The 19,696-nt window shown below is 64.5% G+C and carries 18 protein-coding genes; 15 read left to right on the top strand and 3 right to left on the bottom strand.

Going from position 1 to position 19,696, the window contains the following annotated elements; translation table 11 throughout:
• The first annotated feature begins 58 nt into the window (after positions 1-58).
• From eno to I6F17_RS17780, 15 genes are all read left to right on the top strand, one after another.
• On the top strand, positions 59-1,342 hold the full coding sequence (gene eno, locus I6F17_RS17850) for a phosphopyruvate hydratase (protein ID WP_036044362.1): 1,284 nt from the start codon (positions 59-61) through the stop codon (positions 1,340-1,342).
• A 46-nt stretch (positions 1,343-1,388) separates the two neighbouring features.
• Positions 1,389-2,522: a zinc-binding dehydrogenase gene (locus I6F17_RS17845; protein WP_225124132.1), complete on the top strand. Its 1,134-nt coding sequence runs from the start codon at positions 1,389-1,391 to the stop codon at positions 2,520-2,522.
• 202 nt (positions 2,523-2,724) lie between these two features.
• On the top strand, positions 2,725-3,276 hold the full coding sequence (locus tag I6F17_RS17840; protein WP_036044330.1) for an NAD(P)H-dependent oxidoreductase: 552 nt from the start codon (positions 2,725-2,727) through the stop codon (positions 3,274-3,276).
• A gap of 178 nt (positions 3,277-3,454) precedes the next feature.
• Positions 3,455-3,772: a septum formation initiator family protein gene (locus I6F17_RS17835; RefSeq protein ID WP_025036496.1), complete on the top strand. Its 318-nt coding sequence runs from the start codon at positions 3,455-3,457 to the stop codon at positions 3,770-3,772.
• A gap of 220 nt (positions 3,773-3,992) precedes the next feature.
• Entirely contained in the window at positions 3,993-4,952 is a 960-nt protein-coding gene (locus I6F17_RS17830; protein WP_225124133.1) for a GAF domain-containing protein, read from the top strand.
• A 330-nt stretch (positions 4,953-5,282) separates the two neighbouring features.
• Positions 5,283-6,800 (top strand): aldehyde dehydrogenase, encoded by a 1,518-nt coding sequence (gene adh, locus I6F17_RS17825; RefSeq protein WP_225124134.1) that lies wholly within the window; start codon positions 5,283-5,285, stop codon positions 6,798-6,800.
• A 350-nt stretch (positions 6,801-7,150) separates the two neighbouring features.
• Positions 7,151-8,173 (top strand): pyruvate dehydrogenase (acetyl-transferring) E1 component subunit alpha, encoded by a 1,023-nt coding sequence (pdhA, locus tag I6F17_RS17820; RefSeq protein WP_036025165.1) that lies wholly within the window; start codon positions 7,151-7,153, stop codon positions 8,171-8,173.
• A gap of 30 nt (positions 8,174-8,203) precedes the next feature.
• A complete protein-coding gene (locus tag I6F17_RS17815; protein ID WP_074447972.1) occupies positions 8,204-9,586 on the top strand; it encodes a pyruvate dehydrogenase complex E1 component subunit beta in 1,383 nt (460 codons plus the stop codon).
• A gap of 3 nt (positions 9,587-9,589) precedes the next feature.
• Positions 9,590-9,892, top strand: a complete 303-nt coding sequence (locus tag I6F17_RS17810; RefSeq protein ID WP_008547332.1) for a DUF5076 domain-containing protein — start codon at positions 9,590-9,592, stop codon at positions 9,890-9,892.
• Positions 9,893-9,894: 2 nt separating this feature from the next.
• A complete protein-coding gene (locus I6F17_RS17805) occupies positions 9,895-10,347 on the top strand; it encodes a nucleoside deaminase (protein ID WP_225124135.1) in 453 nt (150 codons plus the stop codon).
• Between the two features lie 63 nt (positions 10,348-10,410).
• Positions 10,411-11,760 (top strand): pyruvate dehydrogenase complex dihydrolipoamide acetyltransferase, encoded by a 1,350-nt coding sequence (locus tag I6F17_RS17800; protein WP_036044339.1) that lies wholly within the window; start codon positions 10,411-10,413, stop codon positions 11,758-11,760.
• Between the two features lie 49 nt (positions 11,761-11,809).
• Positions 11,810-12,016, top strand: coding sequence for a hypothetical protein (locus I6F17_RS17795; RefSeq protein ID WP_225124159.1), 207 nt, complete (start codon positions 11,810-11,812; stop codon positions 12,014-12,016).
• A gap of 17 nt (positions 12,017-12,033) precedes the next feature.
• The gene (gene lpdA / locus I6F17_RS17790; protein WP_225124136.1) at positions 12,034-13,455 is read left to right on the top strand and encodes a dihydrolipoyl dehydrogenase; all 1,422 of its coding nucleotides are present in this window, start codon (positions 12,034-12,036) and stop codon (positions 13,453-13,455) included.
• A gap of 133 nt (positions 13,456-13,588) precedes the next feature.
• Positions 13,589-14,830, top strand: a complete 1,242-nt coding sequence (locus tag I6F17_RS17785; RefSeq protein WP_225124137.1) for a threonine synthase — start codon at positions 13,589-13,591, stop codon at positions 14,828-14,830.
• Between the two features lie 79 nt (positions 14,831-14,909).
• Positions 14,910-15,881: a tripartite tricarboxylate transporter substrate binding protein BugD gene (locus I6F17_RS17780; protein WP_225124138.1), complete on the top strand. Its 972-nt coding sequence runs from the start codon at positions 14,910-14,912 to the stop codon at positions 15,879-15,881.
• Between the two features lie 55 nt (positions 15,882-15,936).
• Here the strand turns inward: I6F17_RS17780 and I6F17_RS17775 are convergent, their stop codons facing one another.
• The 3 genes from I6F17_RS17775 to I6F17_RS17765 all read right to left on the bottom strand — a co-directional run bounded on the left by I6F17_RS17775 (position 15,937) and on the right by I6F17_RS17765 (position 19,073).
• Positions 15,937-16,323, bottom strand: a complete 387-nt coding sequence (locus I6F17_RS17775) for a response regulator (RefSeq protein WP_036031653.1) — start codon at positions 16,321-16,323, stop codon at positions 15,937-15,939.
• A gap of 96 nt (positions 16,324-16,419) precedes the next feature.
• Entirely contained in the window at positions 16,420-17,091 is a 672-nt protein-coding gene (locus tag I6F17_RS17770) for a response regulator transcription factor (RefSeq protein WP_225124139.1), read from the bottom strand.
• Complete coding sequence (locus tag I6F17_RS17765; RefSeq protein ID WP_225124160.1) at positions 17,088-19,073, bottom strand: PAS domain S-box protein; 1,986 nt, start codon at positions 19,071-19,073, stop codon at positions 17,088-17,090. Before I6F17_RS17765 ends, I6F17_RS17770 begins: the two co-directional genes overlap by 4 nt.
• Positions 19,074-19,696: the final 623 nt, after the last annotated feature.

The following is a 19,696-nucleotide window of genomic DNA, read 5'->3' as shown; positions in this document are numbered from 1 at the left end:
TTGCGGCCCGTGTAAGACCCGCGGCACCGATCAGCCCCAACGAACGGAAGTGGACATCATGACCGCCATCATCGACATCATCGGCCGCGAAATTCTCGATAGCCGGGGCAATCCCACCGTCGAGGTCGATGTCGTGCTGGAGGACGGGGCGCTCGGCCGCGCCGCGGTTCCGTCCGGCGCCTCCACCGGCGCCCATGAGGCCGTGGAACTGCGCGACGGCGACAAGGCGCGCTATCTCGGCAAGGGCGTGACCAAGGCGGTCGGCGCCGTCAATGGCGAGATCTTCGAGGCTCTGAGCGGCCTCGATGTCGAGCAGCAGGCCCAGATCGACCAGATCATGATCGACCTCGACGGCACGCCGAACAAGAGCCGGCTTGGCGCCAACGCCATTCTCGGCGTCTCGCTGGCCTGCGCCAAGGCCGCCGCGAACTCGCTCGACATGCCGCTCTATCGCTACGTCGGCGGCACCTCCGCGCGCCTGCTGCCGGTGCCGATGATGAACATCATCAATGGCGGCGTGCACGCCGACAACCCGATCGACTTCCAGGAATTCATGATCCTGCCGGTCGGCGCCTCGAGCTTTGCCGAGGGCCTGCGCTACGGCGCGGAAGTCTTCCATACGCTGAAGTCCGAATTGAAGAAGGCCGGCCACAACACCAATGTCGGCGACGAGGGCGGATTCGCCCCGAACCTGCCGTCGGCGGACGCCGCGCTCGACTTCGTCATGAACGCGATCGGCAAGGCCGGCTTCAAGGCGGGCACCGACATCATGCTCGGCCTCGACTGCGCCTCGACCGAGTTCTTCAAGGACGGCAAATACGTCTATGAAGGCGAGGGCAAGACCCGTTCGATCTCCGAGCAGGCGAAGTATCTTGCAGACCTCGTCGCGCGCTATCCGATCGTGACCATCGAGGACGGCATGTCGGAAGACGACATGGATGGATGGAAGGAGCTCACCGACCTGATCGGCAAGAAGTGCCAGCTGGTCGGGGACGACCTGTTCGTCACCAACGTCAAGCGCCTCGCCGAAGGCATCAAGACCGGCCGCGCCAACTCGATCCTGATCAAGGTCAACCAGATCGGCACGCTGACCGAGACGCTCGCCGCGGTCGAGATGGCGCACAAGGCCGGCTACACCTCCGTGATGTCGCACCGCTCCGGCGAGACCGAGGATTCCACCATCGCCGACCTCGCGGTCGCCACCAATTGCGGTCAGATCAAGACCGGCTCCCTTGCAAGGTCCGACCGGACCGCCAAATACAACCAGCTCCTGCGCATCGAGCAGCAGCTCGGCAAGCAGGCGCTCTATGGCGGCAAGGCGGCACTGAAGGCACTGGCGTAAGCCGGCGTCTCGATCCGCGCGAAGAGAAGGACAGGGGAGGATCGACATGAGTGACGGCAAGACCGGACTGGAATTGCGTTCGCTGCTGAAGAAGAGCGGCGAGCTGGAATTGTCTCTCGTGACGGTGCCGACCCCGGAGCCGGCCGACGATGAGGTCGTGGTTCGCGTCGAAGCCACCCCGATCAACCCGTCCGACCTCGGGCTCCTGATCGGTCCCGCCGACATGTCGGCCGCCAAGGCCTCCGGCACCAAGGAGATGCCGGTCATCACCGCCACGATGCCGGAGGCGGCGATGCGGATGATGGCGGCGAGGTTCGATCAGTCGCTGCCGGTCGGCAACGAGGGCGCCGGCACGGTAATAAGGACCGGATCGTCGGATGCGGCCAAGGCCCTCGTGGGCAAGACGGTGTCGATGATCGGCGGCGGGATGTACACGCAGTACCGCGTGCTCAAGGTCCGCGACGTCATGGAGCTGCCGCCGGGCACCACGGCGGCGGACGGCGCCTCCTGGTTCGTCAATCCGCTGACCGCGCTCGGCATGACCGAGACGATGCGGCGGGAGAACCACAAGGCGCTCGTGCATACGGCCGCCGCCTCCAATCTCGGTCAGATGCTCAACAAGATCTGCATCAAGGACGGCATCAGCCTCGTCAACATTGTCAGGAACAAGGAGCAGGCCGACATCCTGCACAAGATCGGCGCAAAATACGTCGTGGATTCCAGCGCGCCCAGCTTCATGGACGATCTCACCAACGCGCTGGTCGAGACCGGCGCCACCATCGCCTTCGACGCCATCGGCGGCGGCAAGCTGGCGAGCCAGATCCTGACCGCGATGGAGATCGCAGCCAACAAGACCGCGAAGGAATACAGCCGCTACGGCTCCAACGTGTACAAGCAGGTCTACATCTATGGCAGCCTCGACACGCGGCCGACGGAGCTGAACCGCTCGTTCGGGCTCAGCTGGGGCGTCGGCGGCTGGCTGCTCACGCCATTCCTTCAGAACATCGGTCCGGCCGAGATCGGCCGCCTGCGCCAGCGCGTGGCGTCCGAGCTCAAGACCACCTTCGCCAGCCATTACACCAAGGTGGTGTCGCTCGCCGAGGCGCTCGATCCCGCCAACATCGCGGTCTACGCCAAGCGCGCCACCGGCGAAAAATTCCTGATCAACCCGAACAAGTGATCGCTTCGGACCGTTACCGACAGACATCAGGCCGCCGTTTGGCGGCCTGATTGCTGTTGATCTTGGCCGGATGAAGCGCGCGCGCATCCATTTCCAGAAACGCAGCGTTTCCAAATCGGACCAGTTCATGCACTTGCATCTATTGGCCCGGATGGCTTAAGTGCCGTCCCGGCATTTCCGCTCGAGCCTTCAAGGACACCCAATGGCCTACAACATCGTCACGATCGCTGGCAGCCTGCGCAAGGACAGCTTCTCGCTCAAGATCGCCAATGCGCTCGCCAAGCTTGCGCCTGCCTCGCTCAAGCTCGAGGTGATCACGCCGGCGGGCATCTCGTTCTTCAGTCAGGACCTCGAGGCCGCGCCGCCCGCGGACTGGCTCGCCTTCCGCGAGAAGCTCAAGACGTCGAATGGCGTCCTGTTCGTCACGCCCGAATACAACCGCTCGATCCCGGGCGTTCTGAAGAATGCCATCGACGTCGCCTCGCGGCCCTATGGCAAGAGCTCGTTCCTCGGCAAGCCGGTCGGCATCATCTCCAACTCGCCGGGGCTGCTCGGCGGCGTCAGCGCGGCCAAGCATCTGCAGAACATCCTGCCGGGCATTTCCGGTCCGGTCCTTCAGCAGCCGGAAATCTATCTCAGTAGCGTCGGCGATGCCTTCGATGCGGACGGCAACCTGACCAAGGACTCCCTCAAGACGGTGCTGCAGCAATACATCGACGCCTTCGCCGCGCATGTGGCGAAGAATCAGGGCTGAGCTTCCGGCCAAGCCGACGCTCCGTCATGCCCGGGCTTGTCCCGGGCATCCACGTTCTTCGTTATCGCCGGCAAAGCACGTGGATGGCCGGGACAAGCCCGGCCATGATGCGTCGTGGGGATAGTGCCTCGTTCTGGCGATTAGCACTCCCTTAACCAACCTGTCCCATCTTCCGAAGATGGTCTCCCGCGCGCGCCTGAAATCGATCCTGACCGGTCTTGCCCTCTATGCGATGGCGGCGGCGATCGTCGGCTATTTCGGCGTCAACGCCTACACCGGCAAATACGGTCTCAACGCCCGCCAGGAGCTCGACCAGGAGATCATCGCGCTGACGAGCGAGCTCGCTCAGCTCAAGCGCGAGCGCGCCAGAAGTGAACAACGGGTGTCGCTGCTGCGGTCCGAGAAGATCGACCCGGACATGCTGGACGAGCGGGCGCGCTTCCAGCTCGACTATGTCCATCCGCGCGATCTCGTTCGAATGATCCCGGCGAACTAGCGGCATCCGCAGCTTTCGAAAGCCGCAGGGAAGGTCGCTGCTGACATCCGACCACCACACCTTTGCCTCCTCCTGCGAAGGTCGTAACCCTGGAACCGGGCGGTTGCCTTGACGGCGGCGCCGCGGCGGGCTCATGCCTTTGCTGGCGCTCGCTGAAGTTGACGCAGATCAACCGGGGAGCACCGGCGCGTCCTACAATCGATATCCGGAGGAAACTGTGATGAATGGGACAATGCCCCGGCATCACGCGGCCCGCGTCGAGGCCGCCATCGCGTCAGGCCAGGCGGCCCGGTCCGCGCTCGTGGCCTCGTGGCGCCGTTCCTCCCGGTTGCACCATCTCGATCCCGGCGGCCACGCCGCGCCGATGCGGCTGACCGAAGCCGAGCTGCAGCAGGCGCGCGAGCGGATCGCGCCGCTGCTGGCCGCCGCGCAAGGCGCCATGGACCGGCTTTATCAGGCCATCGGCGCGAGCGGCTGCTGTGTGCTGCTCGCTGATGGCGAGGGCGTGCCGGTCGATCGCCGCGGCACGGTGGCGGATGACGCGACGTTTCAGTCTTGGGGCCTGTGGACCGGTGCGCTCTGGAGCGAGGAGCACGAGGGCACCAATGGCATCGGCACCTGCCTCGTCGAGCAGCGTCCGCTGACGATCGATCGGGACCAGCATTTCTTTGCCCGCAATACGCTTCTGAGCTGCAGCGCCGTTCCGATCTACGATCATGAGGCGGCGCTCGCGGGCGTGCTCGACGTCTCCTCCTGCCGTGCCGACCGCACCGACGCCTTCGCCAGCCTGATCGCACTCGCGACGGGCGAGGCCGCCAAGCGGATCGAGGCCGACCTGTTTCGAACGGCTTTTGCCAACGCCCGCATCGTGCTGACGCAAGCTGCGGACGGAAGTTGCAGCGGCCTCGTTGCAGTCGATGCGGATGATCTCGCGATCGGCGCGACCCGCTCCGCCCGGGTGGCGCTCGGAATCGCGCCCGGCCGGGCCTTGCAGCCGGTGCCTGCCGCCGACCTTCTCGGCGGTGATACCGCACGCGATCACCTTGCCGGCGGCCAGCGCGCGGTGTTGCAGCGCGCGCTGCTGCGCGCTGGCGGTAATGTCTCCGCCGCCGCCAAGGCCCTCGGCGTCAGCCGCGCCACGCTGCACAGGAAGCTCAAGCGGTTCGAGCTGAACCACTGAACTGCGCTGTTTGCTCGAAACGCCGATCCCGTGCCCCGGACGCAGCGCAGCGCGTCGCCCTTGCGACGTGGTGCGCTGCTGAGCCGGGGCCCATGTCGCCGCATTCTCCCGTGCCGCCTTCTGGATCCCGGCTCGGCGCAGCAACGCTAAGAGCGTTGCTGCGCGTTCGGGACACGAGAGCGGCGCCGCGCCACGACTGTCGCAGAACTGCGACAGGTCCGCCCCACCATCGCTTTCCGCCGGGCTGACAGAAAACACCTCCCGCGACATCGTCAGCGCAAGTCGCGACCAGGCGACGAATTGCGCAAGCACAAACATCGGGAGTGATCAATGAACAAGGTGGAATTCCTCAGCGTCACCAAAGTGCCCTTTGCCGAACGCTACGACAATTTCATCGGCGGCAAGTTCGTCGCGCCGATCTCCGGGAAATATTTCGACAATGCCTCGCCCCTGACTGGCCAGGTCGTCTGCAAGATCGCGCGGTCCGACGCGCAGGACATCGAGGCAGCGCTCGACGCGGCGCATGCTGCCAAGTCCGCCTGGGGCCGCACCAGCGTCGCCGAACGCGCCGCGGTCCTGAACCGGATCGCCGACCGCATGGAGGAGAACCTCGAGCGCCTCGCGATTGCCGAGACCTGGGACAACGGCAAGCCGATCCGCGAGACGCGCGCCGCCGACCTGCCGCTCGCGATCGACCATTTCCGCTATTTCGCCGGTGTCGTCCGCGCCCAGGAAGGCTCGATCGGCGAGATCGACCACGACACCATCGCCTATCATTTCCACGAGCCGCTCGGCGTGGTCGGCCAGATCATTCCCTGGAACTTCCCGCTTCTGATGGCCTGCTGGAAGCTCGCGCCGGCGCTGGCCGCCGGTAATTGCGTGGTGCTCAAGCCCGCCGAGCAGACCCCGGCCTCGATCATGGTCTTTGCCGAGATCATCGCCGACCTGCTGCCGCCTGGTGTGCTCAACATTGTCAACGGCTTTGGCCTCGAGGCCGGCAAGCCGCTGGCGTCGAGCCCGCGCATTGCCAAGATCGCCTTCACCGGCGAGACCACGACGGGCCGGCTGATCATGCAATATGCCAGCCAGAACCTGATTCCGGTCACGCTCGAGCTCGGCGGCAAGTCGCCGAACATCTTCTTCAAGGACGTCACCGCCGAGGACGACGATTTCTTCGACAAGGCGATCGAGGGCTTCGTCATGTTCGCGCTGAACCAGGGCGAGGTCTGCACCTGTCCGAGCCGGGCGCTGGTCCACGCCGACATCTATGACCGCTTCATGGAGCGGGCGCTCAAGCGCGTCGCGGCGATCAAGCAGGGCGATCCGCGCGATCCCACCACCATGATCGGCGCGCAGGCCTCGAGCGAGCAGCTCAGCAAGATCCTCGCCTATATCGACATCGGCAAGCAGGAGGGCGCCAAGGTGCTGGCCGGCGGCGGACGCGCCGATCTCGGCGGCGATCTCACCGGCGGCTTCTACGTCCAGCCGACCGTGTTCGAGGGCCACAACAAGATGCGAATCTTCCAGGAGGAGATTTTCGGCCCCGTCGTCTCGGTCACGACCTTCAAGACCGACGAAGAGGCGCTGGCTATCGCCAACGACACGCTCTACGGCCTGGGTGCCGGCGTTTGGAGCCGCGACGCCAATCGCTGCTACCGCTTCGGCCGGGAGATCCAGGCCGGCCGGGTCTGGACCAATTGCTACCACGCCTATCCGGCGCACGCGGCGTTCGGCGGCTACAAGCAGTCGGGCGTCGGGCGCGAGACCCACAAGATGATGCTCGATCATTACCAGCAGACCAAGAACCTCCTGGTCAGCTACAGCCCGAAGAAGCTCGGCTTCTTCTGATCGGGAAGCCGCACTCACGAGGTCGTCATGCCCGGGCTTGTCCCGGGCATCCACGTTCTTCGTGCGCGGGGCGAGGCGTGGATGGCGGCCATGACGTCGTGGAAGCTGTGGCGCTCAATTTATGAGATTTGGCGGCAGGATGACTGCGCAGCACTTCTTGATCCGGTCACGAATCTGCGCGCGCGATGGCGCTCATAGATTTGTTGCCCGATCAGCGCCAAAGATTTTGCAATATTTCGATCACGTTGCAGTGCGGCATAATGAAAGTCGTGCCATGCCGCCGCGGTGCTTTCCAAGGGCGTTTGACTTGGGTTAGAGAGGGCGAAAGTTTTCTCTGACCCGGAATTCCCATGGCCGCACCCAAGAAAGCCGCCGCAAGCGCTCCACAGGACAAGACCGACGGCGGTTCGCCCCCGGAATTCACGAAGGAGCAGGAACTCAAGGCGCTCCGCGACATGCTCCTGATCCGGCGCTTCGAGGAAAAGGCAGGCCAGCTCTACGGCATGGGTGCCATCGGCGGCTTCTGCCACCTCTATATCGGCCAGGAGGCCGTGGTGGTCGGCATGCAGATGGCCCTCAAAGAGGGCGATCAGGTCATCACCGGTTATCGCGACCACGGTCACATGCTTGCGACCGGCATGGATGCCAACGGTGTCATGGCCGAGTTGACGGGACGCCGCGGCGGCTATTCCAAGGGCAAGGGCGGCTCCATGCACATGTTCAGCAAGGAGAAGCACTTCTACGGCGGTCACGGCATCGTCGGCGCCCAGGTCTCGCTCGGCACCGGCCTTGCCTTTGCCAACCACTACCGCGGCAACGACAATGTCAGCGTCACCTATTTCGGCGACGGCGCGGCCAACCAGGGCCAGGTCTATGAGAGCTTCAACATGGCGGAGCTCTGGAAGTTGCCGGTGATCTACGTCATCGAGAACAACCGCTACGCCATGGGCACCTCGGTCTCGCGTGCCTCGGCACAGCAGGATTTTTCCAAGCGCGGTGCGTCCTTCAACATCCCGGGCAAGCAGGTCGACGGCATGGACGTCCGCGCCGTGAAGGCGGCGGGCGAGGAGGCGGCGGCCTGGTGCCGTGGCGGCAAGGGTCCCTTCATCCTGGAGATGCAGACCTATCGCTATCGCGGCCACTCGATGTCCGATCCCGCAAAATATCGCACACGCGAGGAGGTCGAGAAGGTTCGCCACGACCAGGATCCGATCGAGCAGGTTCGCAATCGCCTGCTCGCCGCCAAGGTCAGCGAGGCCGATCTCAAGGCGATCGACGCCGAAGTGCGCGACATCGTCAACGCCTCCGCCGATTTCGCCCAGCATGACCCCGAGCCGGATGCCGCCGAGCTCTGGACCGACGTGTACCGCTGAACGCGCGCGCAAGCTTTCTTTGGAGAAGATATGCCAATTCAAGTGCTGATGCCCGCGTTGTCGCCCACGATGGAGAAGGGCAACCTCGCCAAATGGCTGAAGAAAGAGGGCGAGACGATCAAGTCCGGCGACGTCATCGCCGAGATCGAGACCGACAAGGCGACCATGGAGGTCGAGGCGACCGACGAGGGCACGCTCGGCAAGATCCTGATCCCCGAGGGCACCGCCGACGTCGCGGTGAACACCCCGATCGCGACCATCCTCGCCGACGGCGAGAGCGCGGCTGATCTCGCCAAGGCACCCGCAGCGGCGGCGAAGGCCGCGGAGTCCGCGCCGCCGGCCGCAGCAAAGGCCGAGGCGCCCGCGCCGAAAGCCGCGCCTGCTCCGCAGGCCGTTGCCGAGCCCGATCCGGAAGTCCCTGCCGGCACCGAAATGGTGACGCAGACCATCCGCGAAGCGCTGCGCGATGCCATGGCCGAAGAGATGCGCCGCGACGCGGACGTATTCGTGATGGGCGAAGAAGTTGCCGAATATCAAGGCGCCTACAAGGTGACCCAGGGCCTGCTCCAGGAGTTCGGCGCCAAGCGCGTGATCGACACGCCGATCACCGAGCACGGCTTTGCCGGGGTCGGCGTCGGCGCCGCGATGACCGGCCTCAAGCCGATCGTCGAGTTCATGACCTTCAACTTCGCCATGCAGGCCATCGACCAGATCATCAACTCCGCGGCCAAGACGCTCTACATGTCGGGCGGCCAGATGGGCTGCTCGATCGTGTTCCGCGGTCCGAACGGTGCGGCCGCGCGCGTCGCCGCCCAGCACAGCCAGGACTATTCGGCCTGGTATTCGCACGTCCCGGGCCTCAAGGTGGTGGCGCCGTATTCGGCCGCGGACGCCAAGGGCCTGCTCAAGGCTGCGATCCGCGATCCCAACCCGGTGATCTTCCTCGAGAACGAGGTGCTATACGGTCACACCGGCGAAGTGCCCAAGCTCGACGATTTCATCATCCCGATCGGCAAGGCGCGCATCGTGCGCGCCGGCAGCCACGTTACCATCATCTCCTGGTCGAACGGCATGACCTATGCGCTCAAGGCCGCCGACGAGCTCGCCAAGGACGGCATCGAGGCCGAGGTGATCGACCTGCGCACGCTGCGCCCGATGGACACGGAGACCATCATCAACTCCGTGAAGAAAACGGGACGTGCAGTTACCGTGGAAGAGGGGTGGGCCCAGAGCGGCGTCGGCGCCGAGATCGCCGCGCGCATCATGGAGAACGCCTTCGACTATCTTGATGCGCCGGTGACGCGCGTGTCTGGCAAGGACGTGCCGATGCCCTATGCCGCGAACCTGGAGAAGCTCGCGCTGCCCTCGGCGGCGGACGTCGTCGAGGCCGCTAAAGCCGTCTGCTACAGGTAGACCATGGCAGGCCCCAAGGAGCAGCCACTGCCGCCAGACGTCATGACCCGCGACGACGCGGTCGAGATCCTGCGCGTGTTCGTCCTGGACGGTGGGCTGTCGATGGCGTTCCAGCGCGCCTTCGAGGAGCCGGACATGTGGGGCCTCCTGCTCGTCGATCTCGCACGTCATGCCGCGCGCGCCTATGCGCGCGAGAGCGAATATACCGAGGAGGACGCGCTGAACCGGATCCTCGACATGTTCCAGGCCGAGATCGAGCGCCCCACCGACACGGGCACCACCACGCCGCGCGGCAAGGGGCACTGACCATGGCGATCGAAGCCTATCATTACGATTTGATGCTGGAGGCGATCCGCGAGGCGGAAGCCTCGATCGCGCAGGGCGGCTTGCCGATCGGCGCGGTGCTGACGCGCGACAACAAGATCATCGCCCGCGGCCACAACAACCGCGTGCAGGAGAACAATCCGATCCTGCATGGCGAAATGAGCTGCCTGCGCGAGGCCGGCGCGATCTCGTTCCACGACACCGTCATGTACACCACGCTGTCGCCATGCTCGATGTGCGCCGGCGCGCTCGCGCTGTTCAAGGTCAAGCTGGTGGTGATCGGAGAGTCCATCACCTTTCCGGGCTCCAAGGACATCCTCGACAAGTTCGGCATTCCGTGGATCGACCTTGCCGACGACCGCTCCATCACGATGATGAAGAATTGGCGCTCCATCCCCGCCAATGAGCGCCTGTGGCAGGGCGACATCGGCAACTAAACCTGGTCTGTTCGTCTTCGCTGTCGAAAGACGACGTTTTGCAAAGTTCTTCTTGAGGTCAGCATGCCCATCAACATCCTGATGCCCGCTCTCTCGCCGACGATGGAGAAGGGCAACCTCGCCAAGTGGCTGAAGAAGGAGGGCGACAAGGTCAAGTCCGGCGACGTCATCGCCGAGATCGAGACCGACAAGGCGACCATGGAGGTCGAGGCGATCGACGAGGGCACGATCGCCAAGATCCTGGTGCCAGAGGGTACGCAGGATGTCCCGGTCAACGACGTGATCGCCGTGCTCGCCGGCGAGGGCGAGGACGTGAAGGCTGCGGGTAGCGCCAAGCCCAGCGCCTCGGCCGCGCCGCCAAAGGCCGCTGAGGCTCCCGCTGCGCCGGCTCCCGCGCCTGCGCCCGCCGCACCGAAAGCTGCTGCGCCCGCCGCGGCACCCGCGCAGCAGGCTGCAGCTCCGGCAGCGCAAGCCAATGGTCATGGCGGCCGTGTATTCTCGTCGCCGCTGGCGCGCCGTCTCGCCAAGGAGGCCGGCATCGATGTCGCCATGGTCGCCGGCACCGGTCCGCACGGCCGCGTGGTCGCCCGCGACGTCGAGCAGGCCAAGTCCGGCAAGGGTCTGAAAGCGCCCGCCGCGGCACCGTCAGGCGCGCCTGCGATCGCGCCGACCATGTCGGACAAGCAGATCCTGTCGCTGTTCGAGCCCGGCTCCTACGACATCGTCCCGCATGACGGCATGCGCCGCACCATCGCCCAGCGCCTGACCGCATCGATCCAGAACGTCCCGCACTTCTACCTCACCATCGACTGCGACATCGGCAAGCTGCTCACTGCCCGCGAGGAGATCAACGCCGCCGCGCCGAAGGACAAGGAGAAGAAGCCGCTCTACAAGATCTCGGTCAACGATTTCGTCATCAAGGCGATGGCGGTCGCGCTGCAGAAGATCCCGAACTGCAACGTCAGCTGGACCGAAAGCGGCATGGTCAAGCATCACCATTCCGACGTCGGCGTTGCCGTCGCGATGCCCGGCGGCCTGATCACGCCGATCATCCGCAAAGCGGAGACCAAGACGCTCTCGACCATCTCCAACGAGATGAAGGATTTTGCCGCGCGCGCCCGCTCGCGCAAGCTCAAGCCGGAGGAATACCAGGGCGGCACCACGGCCGTTTCCAACCTCGGCATGTACGGCATCAGCCACTTCACTGCGGTGATCAATCCGCCTCATGCCACGATCCTTGCGGTTGGCACCAGCGAGGAGCGTCCCGTGGTGCGCGGCGGCAAGATCGAGATCGCGCACATGATGAGCGTGACCTTGTCCTGCGATCACCGCGCCATCGACGGCGCGCTCGGCGCCGAGCTGATCGGCGCGTTCAAGCAGCTGATTGAAAACCCCGTGATGATGATGGTCTGAAGCGGCGGCAGAGGGGGCAACCTTGCATGTCCGGACCCGCTGGCCATGGATATCGCTATTGCTCGGAGTCATCGTCGCGCTCAACCCCGTCGGGCTCGATTTTCTTCACTCTGCGTTCTTTGCCGGCGAGCAGCTGGCACGGAACATCGCCCAGCCGATCGTGCTCACTGCGCTTGCCATCATAGTCCTGGTGGTGCTGCTCGAATGGCTGGTGAGGTCTTTTCTGGTCAAGCGCCGCGCCCGCGGCGCTTCTTGAGTTGAACGGGAGCCGCTATGGCCGACACATCCTTCGACGTCATCATCATCGGCTCCGGCCCCGGCGGCTATGTCACCGCCATCCGCGCCGCGCAGCTCGGCTTCAAGACCGCGATCGTCGAAAAATCCTATCTCGGCGGCATCTGCCTCAACTGGGGCTGCATTCCGACCAAGGCGCTGCTGCGTTCGGCCGAGATCTACCACTACATGCAGCACGCCAAGGACTACGGGCTCTCCGCCGAGAAGGTCTCGTTCGATCCGAAGGCGGTGGTGCAGCGTTCGCGCGGCGTCTCCAAGCGCCTCAACGACGGCGTCGGCTTCCTGATGAAGAAGAACAAGGTCACCGTGATCTGGGGCGCCGCCTCGATCGACGCGCCCGGCAAGGTCACGGTGAAGAAGTCCGACGTCGAGGGTCCGAAGGGCGCGCTGGGCGAGGGGACCTATCAGGCCAAGCACATCATCGTCGCCACCGGCGCGCGGCCGCGCGTGCTGCCCGGCCTCGAGCCCGACAAGAAGCTGGTCTGGACCTATTTCGAGGCGATGGTGCCGGAGCGCATGCCGAAGTCGCTGCTGGTGGTCGGCTCCGGCGCGATCGGCATCGAGTTCGCCTCGTTCTTCCACACCATGGGAAGCGAGGTCACGGTGGTCGAGGTGCTGCCGCAGATCCTGCCCGTCGAGGACGCCGAGATCGCGGGCCTCGCCCGCAAGCGGCTGGAGAAGCAGGGCATTAAGATCATGTCCTCGACCAAGGTCACGAAGCTGGAGAAGAAGGCCGATAGCGTCCTCGCCACCATCGATGACGGCAAGGGCAAGCCCGTCACATCAGAGTTCGAGCGCGTGATCTCGGCGGTCGGCGTCGTCGGCAACATCGAGAATCTCGGCCTGGAAAAAGTCAGCGTGAAGACCGACCGCGGCATCATCGTGGTCGACGGCTACGGCAAGACCAACATCCCCGGCATCTACGCGATCGGCGACGTTGCCGGCCCCCCGATGCTGGCGCACAAGGCCGAGCATGAGGGCGTGATCTGCGTCGAAGCGATCAAGGGCCTCAATCCGCATGCCATGGACAAGAACATGATCCCGGGCTGCACCTATTGCCATCCCCAGGTCGCCTCGGTTGGTCTTACCGAAGCCAAAGCGAAGGAGAGCGGCCGCGAAATCCGCGTCGGTCGCTTCCCCTTCGTCGGCAATGGCAAAGCGATCGCGCTTGGCGAGGACCAGGGCCTGGTCAAGGTGATCTTCGACAAGAAGACCGGCCAACTGCTCGGGGCCCACATGGTCGGCGCGGAGGTCACCGAGCTGATCCAGGGCTACGTCGTCGCCATGAATCTGGAGACGACGGAAGAAGAGCTGATGCACACGGTCTTCCCGCATCCGACCCTGTCGGAGATGATGAAGGAAGCCGTGCTGGATGCGTATGGACGGGTGTTGAACATTTGACAGCCCTCATTGCGAGCGAAGCGAAGCAATCCAGACTGCAGCTGTGGAAACGGTCTGGATTGCTTCGTCGCAAGAGCTCCTCGCGATGACGAGTGGATAGAGCGGTTTGAATAAACAAGAAGAAAGAAGCAGCATGCACGACAACGACAATCTCACCATCGAACGTCCGACCTTCGTCACCCATCTCGAATGCGCGATGGAGGGCGATCATTACGCGGCCGACGAGGTTCACAACCTCTCCAAGGCCGGCAAGCCGCTTCTGGTGCGCTACGACCTCGCGGGCGTGAAGAAGGCGCTCACCAAGGATGCGCTCGCCCAGCGCCCCGGCGACATGTGGCGCTACCGCGAGCTCTTGCCCGTGCGCAAATGCAAGGACATTGTCTCGCTCGGCGAAGTCACGACGCCCCTAATCCGGCTGCCGAAGCTCGGCGCAAAACTCGGCGGCGGCGAGATCATCGTCAAGGACGAGGGACGGCTGCCGACCGGCTCGTTCAAGGCGCGCGGCCTCGTGATGGCGGTGTCGATGGGCAAGGCGCTCGGCATCAAGCACATGGCGATGCCGACCAACGGCAATGCCGGCGCGGCGCTGGCGGCCTACGCCACGTCCTGCGGCATCAAGACCACGATCTTCTGCCCGGCCGATACGCCCGAAGTGAACGTCAGCGAGATCGAGCTGCAGGGCGCGACCGTCTACCGCGTGAACGGCTATATCGACGATTGCGGCAAGATCGTCGGCGAGGGCAAGGCGAAAGTCGGCTGGTTCGACACCTCGACCTTGAAGGAGCCGTACCGCATCGAGGGCAAGAAGACGATGGGCCTCGAGCTCGCCGAGCAGCTCGGCTGGGACGTGCCCGACGTGATCTTCTATCCGACCGGCGGCGGCACCGGCCTGATCGGGATGTGGAAGGCCTTCGACGAGCTGGAGAAGATCGGCTTCATCGGCTCAAAGCGCCCGCGCATGGTCGCGGTGCAGGCCTCCGGCTGCGCGCCGATGGTGCGCGCCTATGAGGCCGGGACCGAGCATGCGGCGCGCTGGGAGGACGCCCACACCATCGCCTCGGGCATCCGCGTGCCGCAAGCGATCGGCGATTTCCTGATCCTGCGCGCGGTGCGCGAGAGCAAGGGCTTTGCCATTGCGGTCGACGACGACAAGATTACGGCGGCGCTGAACGAGGTCGCGCGCGAGGAGGGGCTCTTGCTCTGCCCCGAGGGTGCTGCGACCTACGCCGCCTACAGGGAAAGCCTCGCCGACGGCCGGGTCAGCAAGACCGATCGTGTCATGCTGTTCAACTGCGCGACTGGCCTGAAATACCCGCTGCCGCCGGTCACCCGCACGCTCGATCGCCACAAGCCGATTGACTATTCTCAATTCTAGCGCGGCAATACGCCACGAATGATCCCTCTTCCCGTACGCGGGAAGAGCAAGAACAAGATGGACATCTGGGGAGAAGACAATGAAGAAGGCCTTCTGGGCTGCGCTGATTGCTGTTCTCGCTGTTGCAGGCGCCGCGAGCGCCGACGATTTTCCCTCGCGTCCCATTACCATCATCGTGCCGTTTGCGGCCGGGGGCCCTTCGGACGCAATGGCGCGGGTGCTCGCCGAGCGCATGCGGGTGCCGCTCGGCCAGCCGGTCGTCGTCGAGAACGTCACCGGAGCCGGCGGCTCGATCGGTGTCGGCCGCGCCGTGCAATCGCCGCCCGACGGCTACACCATCTCGTTTGGCCATCTCGGCACCCATGTCGCCAATGGCGCCGTCTACAAGCTCAAATTCGACCTCGTCACCGACCTCGAGCCGGTGGTGCTGCTGCCGAGCAACCCGATGATCGTGGTCAGCAAGAATGCGGTGCCGGCGACCTCGCTGAAGGAGCTGATCGACTGGCTGAAATCGCGACCGTCGCCGCCGACCGCCGGCACGGCCGGCGCGGGCTCCGGCAGCCACATCGCCGGCGTCTATTTCGAGAGCGTCTCCGGCATCAAGCTGCAATACGTGCCGTATCGCGGCACTGCACCGGCATTGAATGATCTCATCGCCGGCCAGATCGACATCATCGTCGACCAGACCTCCAATTCCATCGGCCAGGTCCGCGCCGGCACCATCCGCGCCTACGCCGTCACCGACGACAAGCGCCTCGCCTCCGCGCCCGAGATCCCGACCGCGGACGAGGCGGGCCTGAAAGGCTTCAACATGACGCTGTGGTCGGGCATGTGGGTGCCGAAGGGCACGCCGAAGGAGATCGTCGCAAAGCTCAACGCCGCGGCCGTGGAGGCGCTGAACGATCCGGCGGTGAGGAAGCAGCTCGAAAGCCAGGGTCTCGAGATGACGCCCAAGGATCAGCTCACGCCCGAAGCGCTTGGCACGCGGCAAAAGGCCGAGATCGCCAAATGGTGGCCGATCATCAAGGCGGCGAACATCAAGGTGGATTGAACCGGGCGGCGCACTCCTCGCGGCGTCACCCCCGCGTTTGCTGGCGGCGGGGCGCTCACGACGTGGTTTGGTGACCTGGTGCCAGCGCACGGTCCAGGCATTGCATCAGATCCGAGGCGGCGAACGGTTTACCGAGAAAACAGATTGCGCCCGCATCGAGCGCCCGCACACGCACGCCCTCATCCGGGAAAGCTGTGATGAATATGAACGGCGTAGCCGACCCCTGCGCCCGCATCTTCGTCAACAGATCGATTCCGCTCATCAGCGGCATCTGCACGTCGGCGATCACGCACGAGGTATCGCTCGAATCGGTCGAGCTCAGGAACTCTTCCGCCGAGGCGAATGTGTGGACGTTGTATCCGCGCGATTCCAGGAGATTGTTGATCGCGGCCCGAACGTAGGGGTCGTCGTCAAGTACCGAGATGACCGAAGCCACTGACAAGACGTCCGCTCCTCGCCGGGAATTACGCTTGCCGTCGCCACGGCTAGAACATAAAGGCGCAAGGTGGACCTGCCGGTCATGATTGGAAACTCATACTTAGGTTTGTGCATCGGGCTTGTTCGGGCCGATCCCGAGCGCCTCGCTCATTCTCACCAGATCGGCCAGCGACTTCGCGCCCATCTTCCGCATGATCTGGCCGCGGTAGATCTTGACGGTGATTTCGGCCAATCCGAGCTGGGCGGCGACCTGCTTGTTCATCAGGCCGGACGTCACCAGTGACAATACGTCTCGCTCCCGCGAGGACAGTGACTCGAAGCGTGATCTGACCGTCGAGACCGTCCTGTTGAGGTCGCGGCGCTTGCGGTCTCGCTCGATCGCGGCCTGGACTGCGTCGAGAATGTCCTGATCGCGGACCGGCTTGGTCAAGAAGTCGATCGCCCCGCTCTTCATGGCCCGAACCGTCATGGGGATATCGCCATGACCGGTAATGAAGATGATAGGCGTGTGGATATTTGCCTTGGCAAGGTCGGCCTGCAGCTCGAGGCCGCTCGTTCCGGGCAGGCGGATGTCGAGCACCAGGCAGCTCGGGACGTCTGGCGGCTTGGCCTGGAGGAGCTGCGGCGCCGAGCCGAATGCTTCGACCTTGAGACCGACCGACTCGAACAGATTGGTGAGCGCACGGCGCATGGACGCGTCGTCGTCGACGATGAGGACAAGGGGCTGATCGCCGTCCTTCTGCTGCGGCGAAGAGTCCGCGCGCTCGGTCACGATGCTTCCTCTCGGTGGAGGGGCAAGGTGATCTGAAAAGTCGCGCCGCGCTCCTGATTTGGTATGGCGGAAAGTCGTCCGCCATGGGCCTCGATGATCGATCGACAGATCGACAGGCCCATGCCCATGCCGGAGGACTTCGTGGTGAAGAACGGCGTGAACAGGCGGTCTATCGCCTGTTCGCTGATGCCGGTTCCGCAGTCGGAAACGCTCACCTGCATCGCGCTATCGCCGCTCGCCTGTGAGCGAATCGCCAGCTCGCGCGGGCGATCATGGACGTCTGCCATGGCCTCGATCCCGTTCATGATCAGGTTGATCAGGACCTGCTGCAATTGGATGCGATCGCCAAAGATCCTCGGCAGTGCCGACGACAGCTCCATGCGGACGGACACGGCGTGGCTGGCCATCTCGCGCTGAACCAGCGCGACGGCCTCCCGCACGACCGCATTGGCGTCGAGCGGAACCATCTCGATGTCAGAACGCTTGGCGAGCGCCCGAACGTGACGGATCACGTCGCCGGCGCGCCTGCCGTCCTCGATGATCCACTCGACCGAGCGGCGGGCCGCCTTGAGATCCGGCGGACTGCGCTGCAGCCAGGCGAGGCAGGCGTCGGCGTTTGCGATCACTGCAGCGAGCGGCTGATTGATTTCGTGGGCAATCGAAGCGGTCAGCTCACCCAGTGTCGTGACACGTGTCACATGGGCGAGCTCGGCCTGGGCCTTGCGCAGTGCGTCTTCGGCTTGGTTGGCCCGGATGGCGGCGGTTACGTCCGTGCAAACGCCACGGTAGCCCAGGAAAGCGCCATCCGCGTCGAAGAAGGGCTTGCCGCTGGTCCGGACGTAGATCGGCTGCCCATTGCGGTCCTTGCTGCGGTACACCAAGTCGCGGAACGGGACGTGGGCGTCGAGCGCCGCTCGATGTTGTCGCCATTTTTCGGGCTCGAGAGCGGCGTCGGGCGCAATGTCCCAACGCGTGAGCCCGATGAGGCCGGCGGGGGCGGTGTTGGTATCGGAGTGCTCGGATATCTGGGTGACCCGGTGGTCCGGACCGGTTTCCCAGAACCAGTCAGACGCGGTTTCGGCATAATCGCGAAAGCGCTGCTCGCTGTCACGAAGCCTGCGTTCTGCCTCCTTGGTCGCCGTGATGTCGGTGACCGATCCGACAAACTCAACGCGACCGCTCGCATCTCGCGTTGCCCGTGCCACCGCTCGGACGTATTTGATGGAACCGTCGGGCATCACCAGCCGGTATTCGTGATCATAGTCCTTGCCCTCGCGCGCCGCCCGGCCCGTCGTCTGCTGCACGGCGAGCCGGTCCTCCGGATGGATCCGCTGGAGCATGAAGGGGATCGCGGGCTTCGTCCCCTCTTCGCATTCGAAGATGCGATAGGTCTCCTTGGACCAGGTGATCTCGCGGGTTGCGGCCTTCCAGCCGAAACTACCAGTGTGGCTCAATTCCTGCGCCTGGGCGAGATAAGCCTCGCTCTGTCGCAGCGCGTTCTCGGCCTCTTTGCGCTCAGTGATGTTCTCGCAGGCGACCAGCACGATCGGCCCGCCATTGGCTCGCAGCATGGCCTTGGCGTTCTCGCGCACCCATAACATCGAGCCGTCCTTGCGAACCTTCCGGATCTCCCAGGTGTGTGACTGATCAAGGGTCTTGAGGCACAACGCGACACAGGCGCGGACAGCGGCGCGATCTTCCGCGAGGAAGACATCCAGCACGGATCGGCCGATCAACTCCGCCGGCGTGTAGCCCAGCTGCTCGGCGCCGAATGTGTTCACGTTGATCACGGTACCGGCCGGATCGACCATGAAGTACATGACCGGCGTGTGCTCGAAGACCTGTTGCCATTGCTTGACCGCCTCAAGCAAGTCGGCGGCGTTGGCATCGGTGCGCTGCTTGGCCGGAACAGTTTGCCTCAGGCAGCCGACGAGGAATTGCGCGGCTGACTTTCCGAATGTCGCTGCCCGGCCAGGCTTCATCGCTGGCGCTCCCGGCACTCTCTGCGTGAACAGGAGTAGAGCACGTCGCGGCCAGAGGAGCAATTCACCAGTCAAAGTCGGATCGGCCGTCATGACGTTCGCCTTTGGACCGTCCGCTCGCCGCCAGGTCCATTGCGGCGCCCTCAAGGACACCGTGCCGGCCGAGGTTCACGGTGACCGTGCAGCCGGTGCGTCGTGCGCCGTCTCGTTGAATTCGAGCAGCGTGGGCCCGGGCGAATACGGGACAAACTTAGGTATAGCTCCTCCATGCCTAGTCATGTCGGCCATTTTACCTCCGTACAATTGAGCGTTTCGTGCCCGGCGGACTAGCCTCTCGACCATCGGGAGTGTCGAAGCGAACAGCCGAGAAAAGCGCAAGCAACAGAGGGAGACAACAATGTGCGACATGTCGGTACTTCCTAAGCGTCGCCTATCAGCATCCGAAAGTTGCTCCTCAGTCAATGGCTGCGCGGTGTGCGGCGGCAAGTTTGGCCTGATCCGCTACTATTCCTGGCGCACGGCGCTCTGCTCCAAGAAGTGCGTTGATCGTTTCCGCACGCGAAGCGAACGCGACCGCCGGTGGCTGTTTCGGGCCCAGGTCGCATAAGGCTGGATTGGAGAGT

This window comes from Bradyrhizobium sp. NBAIM18 (assembly GCF_020193825.1).
In the GTDB taxonomy this organism is placed as follows: Bacteria; Pseudomonadota; Alphaproteobacteria; order Rhizobiales; family Xanthobacteraceae; genus Bradyrhizobium; species Bradyrhizobium yuanmingense.
This window is presented reverse-complemented; position numbering and strand designations above follow the sequence as displayed.

Excerpts from the sequence above, each read along its gene's own strand:
- eno (WP_036044362.1), top strand. The coding sequence starts at position 59 with ATGACCGCCATCATCGACATCATCGGCCGCGAAATTCTCGATAGCCGG.
- I6F17_RS17845 (WP_225124132.1), top strand. The coding sequence starts at position 1,389 with ATGAGTGACGGCAAGACCGGACTGGAATTGCGTTCGCTGCTGAAGAAG.
- I6F17_RS17840 (WP_036044330.1), top strand. The coding sequence starts at position 2,725 with ATGGCCTACAACATCGTCACGATCGCTGGCAGCCTGCGCAAGGACAGC.
- I6F17_RS17835 (WP_025036496.1), top strand. The coding sequence starts at position 3,455 with ATGGTCTCCCGCGCGCGCCTGAAATCGATCCTGACCGGTCTTGCCCTC.
- I6F17_RS17830 (WP_225124133.1), top strand. The coding sequence starts at position 3,993 with ATGAATGGGACAATGCCCCGGCATCACGCGGCCCGCGTCGAGGCCGCC.
- adh (WP_225124134.1), top strand. The coding sequence starts at position 5,283 with ATGAACAAGGTGGAATTCCTCAGCGTCACCAAAGTGCCCTTTGCCGAA.
- pdhA (WP_036025165.1), top strand. The coding sequence starts at position 7,151 with ATGGCCGCACCCAAGAAAGCCGCCGCAAGCGCTCCACAGGACAAGACC.
- I6F17_RS17815 (WP_074447972.1), top strand. The coding sequence starts at position 8,204 with ATGCCAATTCAAGTGCTGATGCCCGCGTTGTCGCCCACGATGGAGAAG.
- I6F17_RS17810 (WP_008547332.1), top strand. The coding sequence starts at position 9,590 with ATGGCAGGCCCCAAGGAGCAGCCACTGCCGCCAGACGTCATGACCCGC.
- I6F17_RS17805 (WP_225124135.1), top strand. The coding sequence starts at position 9,895 with ATGGCGATCGAAGCCTATCATTACGATTTGATGCTGGAGGCGATCCGC.
- I6F17_RS17800 (WP_036044339.1), top strand. The coding sequence starts at position 10,411 with ATGCCCATCAACATCCTGATGCCCGCTCTCTCGCCGACGATGGAGAAG.
- lpdA (WP_225124136.1), top strand. The coding sequence starts at position 12,034 with ATGGCCGACACATCCTTCGACGTCATCATCATCGGCTCCGGCCCCGGC.
- I6F17_RS17785 (WP_225124137.1), top strand. The coding sequence starts at position 13,589 with ATGCACGACAACGACAATCTCACCATCGAACGTCCGACCTTCGTCACC.
- I6F17_RS17780 (WP_225124138.1), top strand. The coding sequence starts at position 14,910 with ATGAAGAAGGCCTTCTGGGCTGCGCTGATTGCTGTTCTCGCTGTTGCA.
- I6F17_RS17765 (WP_225124160.1), bottom strand. The coding sequence starts at position 19,073 with ATGAAGCCTGGCCGGGCAGCGACATTCGGAAAGTCAGCCGCGCAATTC.